Source organism: Saprospiraceae bacterium (genome assembly GCA_016719615.1).
Lineage (GTDB): Bacteria > Bacteroidota > Bacteroidia > Chitinophagales > Saprospiraceae > Vicinibacter.
Genome location: JADJYQ010000001.1, coordinates 1,977,016 through 1,991,967, shown reverse-complemented (window position 1 = coordinate 1,991,967; position 14,952 = coordinate 1,977,016). Strand labels below are relative to the sequence as shown.

At 39.3% G+C, this 14,952-nt stretch carries 12 protein-coding genes; 5 read left to right on the top strand and 7 right to left on the bottom strand.

Annotation, left to right across the window (positions count from 1 at the left end; genetic code table 11):
• Positions 1 to 99: 99 nt before the first annotated feature.
• Positions 100 to 3,831, top strand: coding sequence for a gliding motility-associated C-terminal domain-containing protein (locus IPM92_08175; protein ID MBK9108337.1), 3,732 nt, complete (start codon positions 100 to 102; stop codon positions 3,829 to 3,831).
• 354 nt (positions 3,832 to 4,185) lie between these two features.
• Here the strand turns inward: IPM92_08175 and IPM92_08170 are convergent, their stop codons facing one another.
• Positions 4,186 to 5,451, bottom strand: coding sequence for a gliding motility-associated C-terminal domain-containing protein (locus IPM92_08170; protein MBK9108336.1), 1,266 nt, complete (start codon positions 5,449 to 5,451; stop codon positions 4,186 to 4,188).
• A 110-nt stretch (positions 5,452 to 5,561) separates the two neighbouring features.
• Between IPM92_08170 and tatC the strand changes: the two genes are divergently transcribed.
• Positions 5,562 to 6,386, top strand: coding sequence for a twin-arginine translocase subunit TatC (gene tatC, locus IPM92_08165; protein MBK9108335.1), 825 nt, complete (start codon positions 5,562 to 5,564; stop codon positions 6,384 to 6,386).
• On the top strand, positions 6,383 to 6,808 hold the full coding sequence (locus IPM92_08160) for a hypothetical protein (GenBank protein MBK9108334.1): 426 nt from the start codon (positions 6,383 to 6,385) through the stop codon (positions 6,806 to 6,808). Before tatC ends, IPM92_08160 begins: the two co-directional genes overlap by 4 nt.
• A 349-nt stretch (positions 6,809 to 7,157) precedes the next feature.
• On the opposite strand, the gene IPM92_08155 is transcribed toward IPM92_08160, so the two are convergent.
• Positions 7,158 to 8,720, bottom strand: coding sequence for a bifunctional response regulator/alkaline phosphatase family protein (locus tag IPM92_08155; GenBank protein MBK9108333.1), 1,563 nt, complete (start codon positions 8,718 to 8,720; stop codon positions 7,158 to 7,160).
• A 62-nt stretch (positions 8,721 to 8,782) separates the two neighbouring features.
• On the opposite strand from IPM92_08155, the gene IPM92_08150 reads away from it, so the two are divergent.
• Positions 8,783 to 9,997, top strand: a complete 1,215-nt coding sequence (locus IPM92_08150) for an HD domain-containing protein (GenBank protein ID MBK9108332.1) — start codon at positions 8,783 to 8,785, stop codon at positions 9,995 to 9,997.
• A 941-nt stretch (positions 9,998 to 10,938) separates the two neighbouring features.
• Here the strand turns inward: IPM92_08150 and IPM92_08145 are convergent.
• The 3 genes from IPM92_08145 to IPM92_08135 are packed head-to-tail and all read right to left on the bottom strand — an operon-like array spanning position 10,939 to position 12,184.
• The gene (locus IPM92_08145; GenBank protein ID MBK9108331.1) at positions 10,939 to 11,169 is read right to left on the bottom strand and encodes a transposase; all 231 of its coding nucleotides are present in this window, start codon (positions 11,167 to 11,169) and stop codon (positions 10,939 to 10,941) included.
• A 32-nt stretch (positions 11,170 to 11,201) separates the two neighbouring features.
• Positions 11,202 to 11,741: a DDE-type integrase/transposase/recombinase gene (locus IPM92_08140; protein ID MBK9108330.1), complete on the bottom strand. Its 540-nt coding sequence runs from the start codon at positions 11,739 to 11,741 to the stop codon at positions 11,202 to 11,204.
• A 17-nt stretch (positions 11,742 to 11,758) separates the two neighbouring features.
• Positions 11,759 to 12,184, bottom strand: a complete 426-nt coding sequence (locus IPM92_08135) for a transposase (protein MBK9108329.1) — start codon at positions 12,182 to 12,184, stop codon at positions 11,759 to 11,761.
• Between the two features lie 191 nt (positions 12,185 to 12,375).
• Between IPM92_08135 and IPM92_08130 the strand changes: the two genes are divergently transcribed.
• Positions 12,376 to 13,662 carry a serine hydroxymethyltransferase gene (locus IPM92_08130; protein ID MBK9108328.1) on the top strand — a complete coding sequence of 429 codons (1,287 nt, stop codon included), beginning with the start codon at positions 12,376 to 12,378 and terminating at the stop codon, positions 13,660 to 13,662.
• Here IPM92_08130 and truA read toward each other — a convergent pair.
• Positions 13,648 to 14,424, bottom strand: a complete 777-nt coding sequence (gene truA, locus IPM92_08125) for a tRNA pseudouridine(38-40) synthase TruA (GenBank protein ID MBK9108327.1) — start codon at positions 14,422 to 14,424, stop codon at positions 13,648 to 13,650. The genes IPM92_08130 and truA overlap by 15 nt on opposite strands.
• 62 nt (positions 14,425 to 14,486) lie before the next feature.
• A complete protein-coding gene (locus IPM92_08120; GenBank protein ID MBK9108326.1) occupies positions 14,487 to 14,843 on the bottom strand; it encodes a DoxX family protein in 357 nt (118 codons plus the stop codon).
• Positions 14,844 to 14,952 lie beyond the last annotated feature (109 nt).

The following is a 14,952-nucleotide window of genomic DNA, read 5'->3' as shown; positions in this document are numbered from 1 at the left end:
AAGACTTTTTTTCCTCAACTTTCGTTCAAATAAGTAGCATCCTATGCCTAACATATAAGCATTTTAATTAATATCTTTGCGGTTTAAAACGAAGTTTAAATGAGTCCCGAAATACTATGTAGACGCACCTTAGTCATTTGCACCCTGTTCTTCTCAATCCTGAACCAACAAACCCTATTGGCTCAGAATAATTGTGTACAATTTGATATCATCGGAGGCAATGCCCCTAAAGGCGATTGTATATGGGTACCCGTGCGCGTATTTAATTTCGATACGGTGCTTTCAGTCCAATTTGCCTGGAGTTACGATCCACAAGTAGTCCAACCCGTTGATAAATGGGCTACGCCGAAATTGGTTGGTTTGGATGCGAACACGAATATCAATTTTGACACGATTCGAAAAATTGTGCGCTTTTTATGGGCCAACCCAAATTCCGATTGCGATGGTTTGTCAAACGGGGATACGCTGATCATGATCAAATTCAAACTCATCGGGGAGCCCGGAAGCTGTACACGCATTTCTTTTTTTAACAGAAGTCCAGTAACCAATGAAGTTCTGGATTGTAATGCAGATGAAATATGCTTTGAAGAAATCAATCCCGGAGATAACGATATCTGTATTGGGGAGCCGGTGAATCTTTGCGTAATTACTTACTCTTGTGGGACGGTTACCAATACCGGAAATATAACAGTCAAACCTTTTGGGGGCACCGCTCCCTATATTGTAACTCGAATGGCACCTCTCCAGCTTGATACACTAGCTAAAAGTGGAGATTGTGTGATCTATAATAATCTTTTTCCTGGCCCTTATTTGATCAATGTCATAGATGCCACCGGAAAGGATACTAATATCACCGTCATTGTAGGAATGGGTACGGCCATTTCCATTTTCCCAAATGGAATCAGGCAGCCTACTTGTTGGAATACCTGCGATGGCGAAATCAATATTCGCATCACAGGCGGAGTAGGAAACATGACAATTGGTTGGAGACCTACCGGCGATTTTGGCCTGACGACATTGCGAAGATTATGTGTAGGTGATTATATGGTTAGTGTAAGAGATTCTGCAGGTTGTTTGGCAAATGAAACTTTTACTTTATTTGCAGATACTATTAATAGTCAGGTTGAAATTCTCAAAGACGCTTCCTGCACCGATGATGGTGCTGCAGTGGCCAGAGCATTTGGAGGAAATCCTTATCCGGGAGGATTGTACGATTACTTTTGGAGTCAGAATGTTGCTGCAAATACATCTGATACTGCAAGTTATAATTTTCGTTTGTCAGGTAATCAATTTGTGATTATCCGGGATTCGAGATTTTGTATGGATACCGTTTTTTTTGATATCCCTTATGCAGGTGTATTGATCGATAGTATCGTTATCGACAGCATCAAATGTTTTGGAGATTCCACCGGTATTATCCATTCTTTCGTCAGATCTAATGGGACTTTAAACATCCCTCTTGCTTTTCGATTGTCTGATCAAAATAACAACACCATTTTTGGAGGGGCGAATGGTGTGGACAGATATAATAGTCCGCCATTAAAAGCGGGAACTTATTTTCTGGAAATCACAGATACCAGTGGATGTAAGCGATTTGATACCATCATCCTTACCCAACCTTCATTGCTTGAACTTATAGAAAACAATGTCGACACAACAGCTTCATGCGCTCCTGGGATGGATGCATTTATTGATATCAGGGGGTTTGGTGGAACACCCAATTATAATTTTGATTGGAGTCATATGGTATCTGGTTCCAGAGTTACTAATCTCGGACAAGGCACTTACACCGTTACTATCACCGATGCTAACGGGTGTTCGTTAACCAAAGAATATCATGTGATCCAACCTTTTCCGCCCAATATTGACAGCATTATAACTTTTGGTCCAAATTGTTCGGGTGATCCAACAGGAAGTGCCAGCCTTTACTTTACGCCTGGAAGTCATCCAAATGTCAGCATACGTTGGAATACAGGTGATACTACAAGAAACCTCAACAACATACGGGATGGCAGTTATTCTGTTACGATTACAGATGGCAATGGATGCGTTGATAGTGCCACAGTAAACATTTTACCACAGGGAAATGCATTGAGAGTGGCCTCAGCGGTTACCCGCGACCCGAGATGTAATGGAAATGCAGATGGCTTTATCGTCATTAATATAACAGGTGGGCAAGGGCCTTATACCTACTTATGGGACAATGGTGTGCAAACACCCAACAACACCAATCTCAAAGCCGGCAGACATTGCGTGACCATAGATGACTTCGGAAATTGTCCGCCATTGGATACTTGTTTTACTTTGGCTGAACCGCCGGCGATAGGCGTCAGCATCAGCTCTATAACAGCACCTAGTTGCTCCACCCCTGGCACATGTGATGCTACTGCTATTGTCACAACAGCTTGTACAGATACCTTCGTTTCATTGACCTGGTCTTCCGGCGAACAAGTGTTTAGAAACAGAGATACGGCAAACCTGCTTTGTGCGGGTCAGCAATTTGTTATTGCTACTTGTGGGTTTTGTGCAGATACCTTGTTGTTTGATGTACCCAATGCCATACCAATTGCAATTGACAGCAATTTTCTATCCATTACGGCACCCAGGTGTTATAATTCGAATGATGGCCAAATCACAGTTCGTGCTAAAGGCGGAACAGGACCCTTTCAATACAATTGGGTTTCTCCTATGACCAGTTCACCAACAATAACAAACCTTGGAGATGGAATGTATTATGTAAATATTGTTGATGCCAGAAATTGTTCGCATTTAGATTCTGTGCGATTAAGGCAACCGGATTCCATTCGCGTGGATATTATACCAGGTTCCACATTAGATGTTAGTTGTCCCGGTAGTATGGATGGTCGCATCAGTACTGCATGGACGGGTGGAAATGGAGGACCAGGCCGCTTTACCTGGTCACCCGCAAATGCACAGGACTCTATACTTACCAATTTGGCAGCGGGAACTTATTCCATAACAGTCACTGATTCTAAAAATTGTACAGGAAGTGTAAGTTATACGATATCAGAACCGCCTCCAATCCAGATCCTTTTATCACCACAGGATACACCAAGATGTGTTGATGATCAAATCTTATTCAGTGTACTTCAGGCAAGTGGTGGGGCAGGAGCAGCTTACCGATTTACCATCAATAACGGAGCCCCAACTAATGTAGGGCAACAAGTGCCTTTATTTCCGGGATCTTATGCGATAAGAGTTTACGATAAAAATAATTGCTTTAAGGATACGAGTATAGTGATAAGTAATCCAACAAATTTGATCAGTCTCAATTTTGGTAGAGATTTCGATACCATTCAACTGGGTGACAGCATTTTACTGGATGGGAATTTATTCAATACTGCGATGATCGATACGATCATCTGGAATCCTGTAAATAATGTGAGCAGTCCTAATAGTACTTTGTCATTTGTCAATCCAGGCCGAACAACTCAATTTACCTTAACCGTAATTGATGAAGACGGATGTTTGGTGAGTGATCAAATTACCATCGTGGTAAGAAGTACCCGAAGAGTTTACGCACCCAATGTTTTTTCACCTAATGGCGATAATATCAATGATGCCTTTGAGATATTTATAGGTCCCGGCGTTGAGATGATCAAATATGCGCGCATTTTTGACCGATGGGGAAATTTAGTCAGTGCCATTGAAAATCCACCTAAAAACGGAGAACGCATGAGTATCTGGAATGGTAGATTTGGCAACAATGGAGATCTGATGAATCCGGGCGTTTATGTGTACGTAGCTGAAATCGTTTTTCAGGATGGAAGTTCACTAATATATAGAGGAGATGTTACTTTGTTGCGATAAGTTGAATGTAGTTGAAAGTTTATAAAAGTGGAATGGTAAAAGACTTAAGGTAAAAGGAGGAGAAATTACGAGTCTTTAGGTTCTTGTATATATTCTTTAATCGATTCCCAAAAATACTAACAGTTATTAGGTGGAATATTTTATAATACATTTGAAAGTTAAATTCGCTTTGATCCTTGGCAGCCTTATGAAAGGTTTTTAAGTTTAATTACTATTTAATAGAACAACTGGATGGATCATAAATTTCACAATTGAAATTTCAAAATGTATTGTATTTACTCAAGAATAAAAAAGGACCTAAAGTAAAGTTGGCTTCAGTCTTTTCCCTTTGGCCTTTAGCCTTAAGAAATTTCCTCATCGCAGTAAAAACACACTGCCCTTCGTTTTATACGATTGGCCTTTACAGGTGTAAGCAATTCTATAAAAAAAAGTGCCCGGATTGAGTCTGTTTCCATTCCAGTTGCCATCCCAGCTGTCGGTAGCATTTGTAAATTTTTGCACAACACCACCATTGCGATCTAAGATGTCAAAATATTGGAGAGATTCTATTAAATAATGATTGGAAATGAAAAAGCGGTCATTCAACTGATCATCATTTGGAGAAAATGCAGTGGGGAGTCTCAGCTGACTGCAATCGGTTTTGGAGGTATCGATTACACGAATGAGTACAGTATCTGTAGCTGAGCAAAAGAGATTTTGGATCTTAAAAATATATTGTTGCTCTTGCTGGGGTGAAGCGATTGGATTTTCAATAGTGTTGGAAGATAAACCAACTGAAGGTTGCCAAAGAACTGATGAAGCACAGTTGGCAATGGCACGTAATTGCACAGAGCCGCCTAAAAATATCAAAGTATCCTTTGTGAGGATTTGATCTTGTGTGATATATTCCGCATTGATCTCCGAGCTGTTCATTGGATAATTTGCGACATAGATTTGATCGATGAGTCCTTTTGCTTTAGATGCAAAAATGCAGGGTGAAGCATTAAATTTTAAAGCTTGTTTATTATTAAGTCTCAATATGAAACTATTGTTTTTTACATCTTTTAAAACGCCATTGATGAAAAATCGCAATTGACCTGATGAACGCGTGACTGCAAGTTGTTGCCAGCAAGTTGAAGGATCTGCTTTTCCGACCAGCTGGACAATTTTATCAAAACCTTGTTGGAATGAACAGACAAATGTGGAATCGTCATATTCGTAAATGATACTTAACGAAGTATCGGCATTGCAGGACTTCATTTTAGAAAGTAAATCAACGGTGCCTACTCCTGCTTCCAGTTGTATTGAAAATCCTATGGTAAAATCGGAATAAAAAAGCGTGTCGTTTTCGACCATTAACTCAATGGTTTGGTTGTTCAAGTCCAAAGCTTCATTTTCCAAGCCGCAAACGCAACTGGGCTGCGCACTTAGCTGCAAAGGCAGTACGAATTGGTTTTGTTCCTGCAGACTACAGTTTTCAAAATGAAAAAGTAGTTTTTTGCGCTCTTGAGCGGACCCAAACAAAGGTATCAGCATTAAAAGTAATAAACCTCTCATAGAAAGCCAAAAATAGGGATTCCTGAGCATACTATCTTTGTTATCCCATGGCATTATGAAGGGATCGTCGTTAAATTTGTGCATAAATGCTTCATTATAGCTTCATTAGAAAATTACCTGACAACCATTTGTATTGAAAATGGGCATTCATTTTTTTCGTTTAATTTTGCAGCCGCCATAATGCACGAGTAGCCATGTTAAAAAAACTCTTTAAAAGGGGAGCAAAGACCGGAACTGAAACTGAAATGACCTTTTTTGAGCATATTGATGCGCTCAGAGGGCATTTGTTCAGGGCTGCCCTGTTTATTGGAATTTCGGCTATCGCTGTATTTACGCAGAAAACCTTCATTTTTGATGTCATTATCTTGGGTCCGCTGCATAAAGATTTTGTGACCTATCGATTTTTTTGTGAACTCTCAGAATTAACTTGTTTTTATCCTGAAAACATCAAAATCATTACGCGCGAGCTCAGCGAGCAATTGATGATCCATTTAAAAGTTAGTTTTTTCCTTGGAATCATCATTTCATTTCCATTAGTATTTAATGAGTTCTGGAAATTTGTAAAGCCGGGTTTATATGACAAGGAAGTAAAAGCTACATCCGGTGTTATCTTTTGGTGCACGGTTTTGTTTTTGCTGGGTGTGTTATTTGGATATTACGTGTTAGCGCCATTTTCAATTGCGTTTCTTGCTTCATACAATGTAAGTGATCTCGTCGAGGCAACGGCTACACTCAGTTCTTATGTAGATTCAATGACCATGTATACGATGGCTACTGGTCTTGTTTTTGAAATGCCATTGCTCATTTACTTTTTAGCTAAATGGGGGATCATGGGTCCGGCATTTATGCGGACTTATCGACGACATGCTATTGTTGTAATTTTAGTACTCGCTGCAGTCATAACGCCACCTGATGTTACATCAATGGTCGTTGTAACATTGCCTTTGTTGCTGTTGTATGAAATAAGCATTTATATTGCGGCTTTGCATTATCCTAAAGAATCAGAATCACAATCATGAGATTGATTTCTTCATCTATGACCCTGGTCTTAAGGATTTTCATCCCTGTATTTTGGATGGTATTCTTTGGTTGTCTGTGTTTATTTGCATGGATTACCGATGATCAGGATTTACCACTCAGAGATCCGGATGTTTTTCGATTGCAATTGACAGTTTTTTTTGGAATCGGATGTCTTATTGTATTGGTGTTTCTGTATCCACTAAAAAGGGTAGAACTGGATGATGAATATTTTTACATTACTAATTTTTTTAAAACCGTGAAACTACCTATAAATCAAAATTTAGTTTTTACTAAAAGGAAATTTTTGGGACGTTTTTGGGTAACGATGCGCGTTGAAACCAAAAATATATTTGGAAACAAGATTAAGTTTGTGTGCAATCAGCAGACAATGGATTATTTGGAGAATACGCTAGTCAAGTGAAATCATTTTAACTTCTTTTTTTGATGATGCTTCGATCCTGATTGCGTTAAGTCGCCACACCTCACCCCCGGCCCTGCTCCACGGAGCGGAGAGGGGAGCTGGTTTGTGCTTTTAATGAAATATATATTCCACATTTTTATTGAATCGTAAGCTGATCAGAGTCTCCAGACTACGTTGGGGTGTTAGGAAAACTTTGTTTTCCTAACGGATGATGAATCGAAGTAAATTGCGTTTTATTTTCTCAAAACGTTAGAAATGCACTATCAACTAGCAACTAACATCTACCAACTCCCGACATCATCAAGTCGTTTTTAATAAGAGGCTTCTCCATGTCGGGACATCTTAACTTCTATCTTGACACTAATCTCACCACCGGACAAATCATTTCCTCAAGTGAAACCCCGCCATGTTGAAAGGTGTTTTTGTAATAATTCATGTAATAGTTGTAGTTGTTGGGATAGAGGAAATAATTGTCGTGACGAGCGAATATAAATACTGAAGAGACATTGGGTCTTGGTAACCCCACTTTAGGCGGATCTTTGATCTCAAGTACATCTTTCTTTTCGTAGTTGAGATTCTTACCAACTTTATACCTGAGATTAGTGGTAGTATCGCGATCTGCGGCAACTTTTGAAGGATTTTTTACCCGGATCGTCCCATGATCCGTTGCAATGATGAGTTGTATTTTATTTCCTTTAATTTTTTGCAACGCAGCCCACAGCGGTGAATGCAAAAACCAACTCCTCGTTAAAGAGCGATATGCTTTTTCATCGGAAGCGAGTTCTTTGAGTACCTCCATTTCTGTGCGCGCATGTGATAACATGTCAATGAAATTGTAAACGATTACCGTAAAATTATTGACAAGGTAATTGTGAATATTGTCGACCAGAGCCTTGCCCTGATTGGCATTAACCACTTTTACATAATCGCTTTTCATCTCTTTTCTAAAAGTGCGTTTAAGCAATGCTGCCAATAAATCTGGTTCTTTTAAATTTTTTCCACCTTCTTCATTGTCATTAAGCCACCAATCTGGATAAAAGGATTCTATTTCAGCCGGCAACATGCCTGCGAAAATGGCATTTCTGCTGTATTGGGTCGTTGTGGGTAATATCGAATAGAAAGTGTCTTCTTCTTCGATAGCAAATAATTCTGTGATAATCGGTTCAATGATTTTCCATTGGTCCAATCGAAGATTGTCTAATAGCAGAAAAAATGTTGGAAGATCATCTTTTAGATGTGGGAATACTTTTTTCGACATTAACTGGTGAGACCAAATCGGCTGTGGAATCTTATCAGAACCCATCCAGTTTAAATAATTCTGAACGATGTATTTGCAAAATTCACTGTTTGCTTCATTTTTTTGATTGCCCAGAATTTCTTGCATGTCGGGCGAGCTGTTTTGATCGAAGCGAATTTCCCATTGAATGATTTTTTTGTAAATGTCTACCCATTTTAAGTAGTCTGGATTGCTGTTGATCTCCATAAACAGATCCCTAAATGCTATTTGATAATTCATGCTCGTTTTTTCACTAACGAGGCGTTTGTTATCGATGAGTTTTTTGATCGTAAGGATAATTTGGTTGGGATTGACCGGTTTGATCAGATAATCTGCAATTTCTGAACCGATAGCATCATCCATGATATTTTCGGCTTCGTTTTTAGTAACCATGACCGTGGGAATCATGATTCCCTTTTCCCTCATTTTAGCCAATGTTTCAAGACCTGTTATACCGGGCATGCTTTCATCTAAAAATACCAAATCATAGACGTATGGATTTTTGTCAAGTTTATCCAAAGCATCATAGCCGTTTGTGCAGGTTTCTACCTCATGCCCTTTCTTTTCTAAAAAAAACAATTGAGGTTTTAATAAATCTATTTCATCATCAGCCCAGAGAATCTTGATTTTATCCATATTTTTGGCGCATTGTCAATTGGAAACGCCTGAGGGCAAAATTATAGTATTCTAAACGCAACATGCCTGGAATTAAAATACTCAATGACCCGATTTATGGATTTGTCATGATTCCTAAGGGCCTCATCCTTAGCCTAATGGATCATGCCTGGTTTCAACGCCTTCGCAGAATCAAACAACTAGGCTTGAGTTACTATGTATATCCCGGAGCCGTGCATAGTAGATTTCACCACGCAGTAGGCGTTTTTCATCTGATGTCGCAAGCCATAGATGTCCTGAGACAAAAAGGTGTGGCCATTCAAAAGGAGGAAGCTCAGGCTGCCCAGATCGCTGCATTGCTGCATGATGTGGGGCATGGTCCGTTTTCACATGTTTTAGAGAATAGCTTGGTTCCACTCGAGCACGAACAATTGACCCTGATGATCATGGATGCGCTCAATCGGGAATTGAATGGGAGTCTTGATCTGGTGATTGAAATTTTCAAAGGAAACCATCCCAAAAAGTTTTTATGCGAATTGGTGGCCGGCCAATTGGATGTGGACCGCATGGATTATCTGAATCGCGACAGCTTTTATAGTGGGGTCGTGGAAGGCACGATTGGATACCACCGATTACTTACCATGATGGATGTGGTTGATAACCGGCTGGTATTTGAAGAAAAGGCCGGACTGTCTATTGAGAATTATCTCGCTGCCCGCAGATTGATGTATTGGCAGGTCTATATGCACAAGACTTCATTGGTTGCTGAACAGATGTTGGAGTTGCTTTTAGCAAGATGTAAAAAACTTGGCCGACACGACTTTGCTTCTCCGGCTTTAGATTATTTTATCAGTCTGCAAGTGGAAACACCAGAGTCCTTAGATCGATCAGAACTCCTCATGCAATTCCAGAAAATAGATGACTCAGATATCGAAATGTTTTTAAAATGCTGCGGGAGTTCGAATGATGCATTGACATCTTATTTGGCGAAAGGTTTATTGCAGCGCAATTTTTTTAAAATTCATATGCAAAAAATTCCATTTGACGATGCTTATGTCGCAGAACTACGCTCCAATTGTATAAAACAATTTAATTGCAGTTCAGCTGAAGCAGAACAAATGGTCCATTTAAGTAAAATGGAATTTTTGGCTTATGAAACCAAGCATTCTGAAATTCAAATCCGAACAAAGCAGGGTAGCATTTACAATGCGTCCGATTGTTTAAAACTGGATCATTTATGTAATGTTGAGGAGAAGTATTATTTAAGTGTGCCGAGGGAGTTGATAGGTGTTAGTTGATAGATTTTAGTTGATAGATGCTAGATGTCCCGACATGAAGAAGCTTCTTCTTACTATAATTTGCTGATGTCGGGAGATGATGGATTATAGATTATAGATGATTGATGTACCGTCATGAAGAGGATTCAAATTAACAAGAACTTGCTGTTGTCAAGAATTGCTAGATGTTAGTTGTTGGTTGTATGTATATTTCTGGCTTTGCGATCACCAAGCGAAACCTTCTCCAATTCATCATCCGTGTGGAAAACGGAGTTTTCCCATCACCCCAGCGTATCCCGCTTTGAAAAAATTTGCGGTGTCCATTTTACATTTAAAAAGCGGGATGAAGACTAGGCAGAGCAGGCATGAAGAAGTCTGCAGTTTACAATTTACGGCTTATAGTTGGGCAATTTTGTGATCTCATTTTGCAAATTCTTAAATTCTGTAAATTCTGCTTCTGACAATTAGATAGCTCAAAGCAGTCTTTTTGAACTAGGAAAGATCGGAAAAATAATTTGAAAAAAGTGATATTTATTGAACTAACATTCGTTAGTTTGTGTTGAAGCCTAAAAGCCTCCCGACATTATAAAGTTATTGCAAATAAGAAGTTTATTTATGTCGGGAAAGCCTAAAAGCCTAAAAGCCTTCTCACAAACATACTTCCTTCTTCTTTTTCCCTTCTACCTTTTCCCTTTTCCCTTTTCCCTTTTTGCTTTCAGCTTTGGGCTTTTTAGGCCACGAAGGCACAAAGACACAAAGGACCACGAAGAATACTAGAGTATAGATTATGGAGTATAGATTATAGAGTATTGATTGTCAATGCCTAAATAGGGTTGACCGTTTTGTGTAACTTTTTACTCGAATTATTTGCAGAGAATACATCAAGATTCTGAGGTGTTTTTGCTCAAAATATATGGGGTTCGATACCCCATATATTTTGTTATTTGCATCAAATGACTCTTTCATCCTCGGTGTTTTTGCAATTGTAAAGTTATATCCAAATTTTCAAATTCAACAGGACTTAATCTTTGTAACTCTTTATGAGGTTTTTCTAAGTTATAAAGTTGTACACTTCGGTCAACCTCTATAGTCAATTGATGATAATTTTTAATATCCCTGTGTATCAAATAGTTATTCTTTATGATTCCATTAATCCTTTCAGCTTTACCATTTTCCCAAGCATATTCACACATACTGTTTCTGATTTCATATTTTGCGGTAAGCTCTAAAAGGATTTTGCATAGTATTGTCCACCACCATCGGAATGGAATATTAATTCGCTCATCTTTTGTTTGGCTCGCAACTTTATAGCCATTTTTAAGGCTGGCATTGTGGTACAAATGGTCGTTAAATTATCCGACACGTTATGCCCAACAATTCGTCTAGAATAAGCATCAAGGATAAAAGTTAAATAATAAAACCTATTGTTTAATTCAAAATAGGTTATGTCGCTTTGCCAGACTTGATCAACTCGATTGATTTGGAGATCTATAAGCAAATTGTCAAATCGTATAACCCCTGTGTTGTCTGTTGTTCTTGGCCTAAATACTTTCTTAAGGGACATCAAACTATTTTCTTTACAAAAGGCTTCAAAACGGTCCCTGCCCATGGATTCTGGCCGAATTTTATAAAACAGATCACGCACTCCCATCGTAGGGTGATCTTCACGAATTTGGTGTATGAGCCACAGAAGTTGTGCTTCTATTTCTAGATCCTGGTGATTCCTTTCTATTCTTTGATGAACAGATTGTTTGCTGATATTCATTACTCTGTACAACTTATTTAATGAGAATGGATATCGCTTTCGCTCCTGTCTGAAGTAGCAGATTGTGCTGAAGAATATTTTTTTTTAATATCAATCTTGTATGCTTCTTCTGCTAATTCAATCATCTTAGTTTGAAAGTCAATTAGGATCTGTTTTTGACCAATTACTCGTTCCAATTCTGCAACTTTTTGCTTAAGTTCTATTATTTTTTTAGTGTCGGAATTTGTTTCAACAATCATGCGAATTTGGCTTTTAGCTGCACCAAATTTACTCATCCATTTGTATACATTGGTAGGGCTAACCTCGTATTCCTTACAAATTTCACTGACTTTGCTCCTGCCTTGCTCTATCTCGAGAACCTTCGATCGTTTGAAACTTTCTGAAAAATGCCTCGCCATACGCTGCTCAATGCTCATTTTAAATTGCCTTCTAATTGTTGCCATTTTTATGTTTTTTAATGATAAAATATGGTCAACCTATATCAGGCACTGACAGATTATGGAGTATAGAGTATGAAGATCAAAAAAACATTGATCCTTGATCTATAATCCTTAATTCATACTCCATAATCTTTGCTTTATGCTTTGAGCTTTTTTCCCAATTCCTGCTATATTTGTTCGCTTTTTAGCTAAATATGATAAAAGATAAACTTGTCTGGGATTTATTATCCAAAGAATTGGCCCGTCAGCGAAGGGGTATTGAGCTCATAGCATCGGAAAATTTTGCGAGTCTGGATGTCATTCAGACAATGGGTAGCTGGCTCAATAATAAGTATGCTGAAGGTTATCCGGGTCGAAGGTATTACGGAGGTTGCGAAATTATAGATCAGATCGAGGACCTTGCAATACAGGCTTTATGTGATTTGTTTGGAGCTAGCTTTGCAAATGTGCAACCACATTCCGGGGCACAGGCGAATATGGCAGTGCAGATAAGTTTGTTAAAGCCTGGAGATCCAATATTGGGACTGAATCTGGCGCATGGCGGACATTTAACCCATGGTTCTCCGGTTAATTTCAGCGGGAAATATTTTCAAGCTCATGCTTACGGTGTCAATCCGGACACGGGATATGTTGATATACATCAGGTACGCGAACAAGCACGACAGCATAAGCCAAAATTGATCATTTGCGGTGCTTCGGCCTATTCGAGAGATTGGGATTATAAAGCCTTTCGGGAGATAGCAGATGAAGTAGGTGCAATTCTAATGGCCGACATTGCGCATCCGGCTGGTTTGATAGCTGCAAAACTTTTAAATGATCCTGTGCCTCATTGTCATATCATTACCTCCACGACTCACAAAACCTTACGAGGTCCAAGGGGAGGTATCATTATGATGGGTAAAGATTTTGATCATCCCTCCGGGAAAACGGATGCTAAAGGAAAAGCCCAACAAATGTCTCAAGCTTTGAATTCTGCAGTTTTTCCGGGAACTCAAGGCGGGCCACTCGAGCATGTTATCGCTGCAAAAGCAGTAGCTTTTAGAGAAGCACTATCGGAGGACTACAGAGCTTATGCGGCCCAGGTGATCCGCAATGCCAAACATTTTGCAAAAGCAATGCAAGCCAGAGGATTCCAAATCGTCAGTGGAGGTACCGACAATCATTTGTTTTTGGTAGATCTCCGTACGAAAAAAATTACTGGAAAGGATGCAGAAAACTTATTGATAAAAGCGCATATCACAACCAATAAAAACATGATCCCCAATGATCCTGAAAAACCAATGGTGACATCGGGTATACGGTTGGGTACGGCAGCCTTAACGAGCAGAGGATTTAAAGAAGCGGATTTTGAGCAAACGGCCGAATGGATCCATCATCTCGTTGAAAACAGGACGAATGATCAAGTTGTTGCAGCCATACAATTGGAGATCAATAAATACATGGAAGAATTTCCCCTCTATCCTGAATTACAACATTCGTAAAGCGCTCCATTTTTCTTCGGGATATTTGACTTCGACCAAAGTTAATCCAATCGCAGGAACGCTGTAGGATTTGGCAATTTGTTGTCCGCCACTCAGGTTTTCAAGTATTTGTTCCTTGCTGATTTTTTGCAGTGCATAATTGATGCACATGCCTACGATGAGGCGCACCATGCCTCGTACAAAACGGTTAGCAGCAATATGGAATTCAAAAATTCCAGGTGAAGTTTCGAACCATTGATTTTCATACAATGTGCAATCAAAGTGTTCCAGTTGATTTCCCGATTTTGCAAACGAACGAAAATCGCTGCGGCCGTCTATCAAATGAGCAGCATCGTTTAGCAAGCTAAAATTAAGTGATGATGTTTCTCTCAACCAACAACTGTTGAATGCCGCAAAAGGATCTTTCTGTAGATGAAGTTTGTAAATATATTTTCTGTAATGAGCATCAAATCTTGCATGAAATGTTTCCGGAGTCAAATACATATGATGTATGGCAAGATCTGTAGGCAGTAGAGCATTGATGGATTTTAATTCCAGATTGGTTGCAGCATTTTCTTCGGTATCAAAATGCGCAAAATACTGAGATGCGTGCACGCCGGTATCTGTTCTTCCGCAGCCGGTTAATTCTACATCAGCCCGCAACAAAACGGAGAGTTTTTCCTGTATGACCGACTGCACGGTGATTTCATCGGGCTGGACTTGCCAGCCTTTATAGGCCGAACCACGGTAGGAAAGTTGGAGGAGATAACGTTGAAATGACATGTGGGGCAAAAATAACAAAGGCCGTGTAAACGGCCCTTGTTGTTTGTTTAGTATATTTTAGATTAGCCTATAATGCTCTTGTCTTTAGCATAGGATTGAGCATACATTAAAGCACCGCCTGCGATGGCCAGATCTTTCAGCAAAGAACCCATATCACCGCCCATGGCAGGTTTGAGATGCAAAACGAGCACAAATACTATCAGCATCACAGCCAGCAGCACAGCAGCCAGTTTGTCGTATTTTCCGATCATGATACTTACAGCAAATAAAATCAAGCAAAGTCCGGTGATGTAAATCATAATGGCTCCACCAAATGGCGCCATACCCGACATCGCGTCAGCATGCATAAAATGTAAAATTCCGAAAGCGGCCATAGGAAGGGCCAATAAATACTTTCCAAGTCCTAAAAATGCATTCATCGTTTTGTTGTTTTGAAGGTGAAAAAATAAAAATTTAGGGGAAGATAGTGATATATTTGTAAAATCAAGAAAAGAAGTTATATATAGATTATTTCGGCTCCTGGTTTTT

What these genes read in the sequence shown, in the direction of transcription:
- IPM92_08175 (MBK9108337.1), top strand. Translation starts at nt 100, where the DNA reads ATGAGTCCCGAAATACTATGTAGACGCACCTTAGTCATTTGCACCCTG.
- IPM92_08170 (MBK9108336.1), bottom strand. Translation starts at nt 5,451, where the DNA reads ATGCACAAATTTAACGACGATCCCTTCATAATGCCATGGGATAACAAA.
- tatC (MBK9108335.1), top strand. Translation starts at nt 5,562, where the DNA reads ATGTTAAAAAAACTCTTTAAAAGGGGAGCAAAGACCGGAACTGAAACT.
- IPM92_08160 (MBK9108334.1), top strand. Translation starts at nt 6,383, where the DNA reads ATGAGATTGATTTCTTCATCTATGACCCTGGTCTTAAGGATTTTCATC.
- IPM92_08155 (MBK9108333.1), bottom strand. Translation starts at nt 8,720, where the DNA reads ATGGATAAAATCAAGATTCTCTGGGCTGATGATGAAATAGATTTATTA.
- IPM92_08150 (MBK9108332.1), top strand. Translation starts at nt 8,783, where the DNA reads ATGCCTGGAATTAAAATACTCAATGACCCGATTTATGGATTTGTCATG.
- IPM92_08145 (MBK9108331.1), bottom strand. Translation starts at nt 11,169, where the DNA reads ATGTGTGAATATGCTTGGGAAAATGGTAAAGCTGAAAGGATTAATGGA.
- IPM92_08140 (MBK9108330.1), bottom strand. Translation starts at nt 11,741, where the DNA reads ATGAATATCAGCAAACAATCTGTTCATCAAAGAATAGAAAGGAATCAC.
- IPM92_08135 (MBK9108329.1), bottom strand. Translation starts at nt 12,184, where the DNA reads ATGGCAACAATTAGAAGGCAATTTAAAATGAGCATTGAGCAGCGTATG.
- IPM92_08130 (MBK9108328.1), top strand. Translation starts at nt 12,376, where the DNA reads ATGATAAAAGATAAACTTGTCTGGGATTTATTATCCAAAGAATTGGCC.
- truA (MBK9108327.1), bottom strand. Translation starts at nt 14,424, where the DNA reads ATGTCATTTCAACGTTATCTCCTCCAACTTTCCTACCGTGGTTCGGCC.
- IPM92_08120 (MBK9108326.1), bottom strand. Translation starts at nt 14,843, where the DNA reads ATGAATGCATTTTTAGGACTTGGAAAGTATTTATTGGCCCTTCCTATG.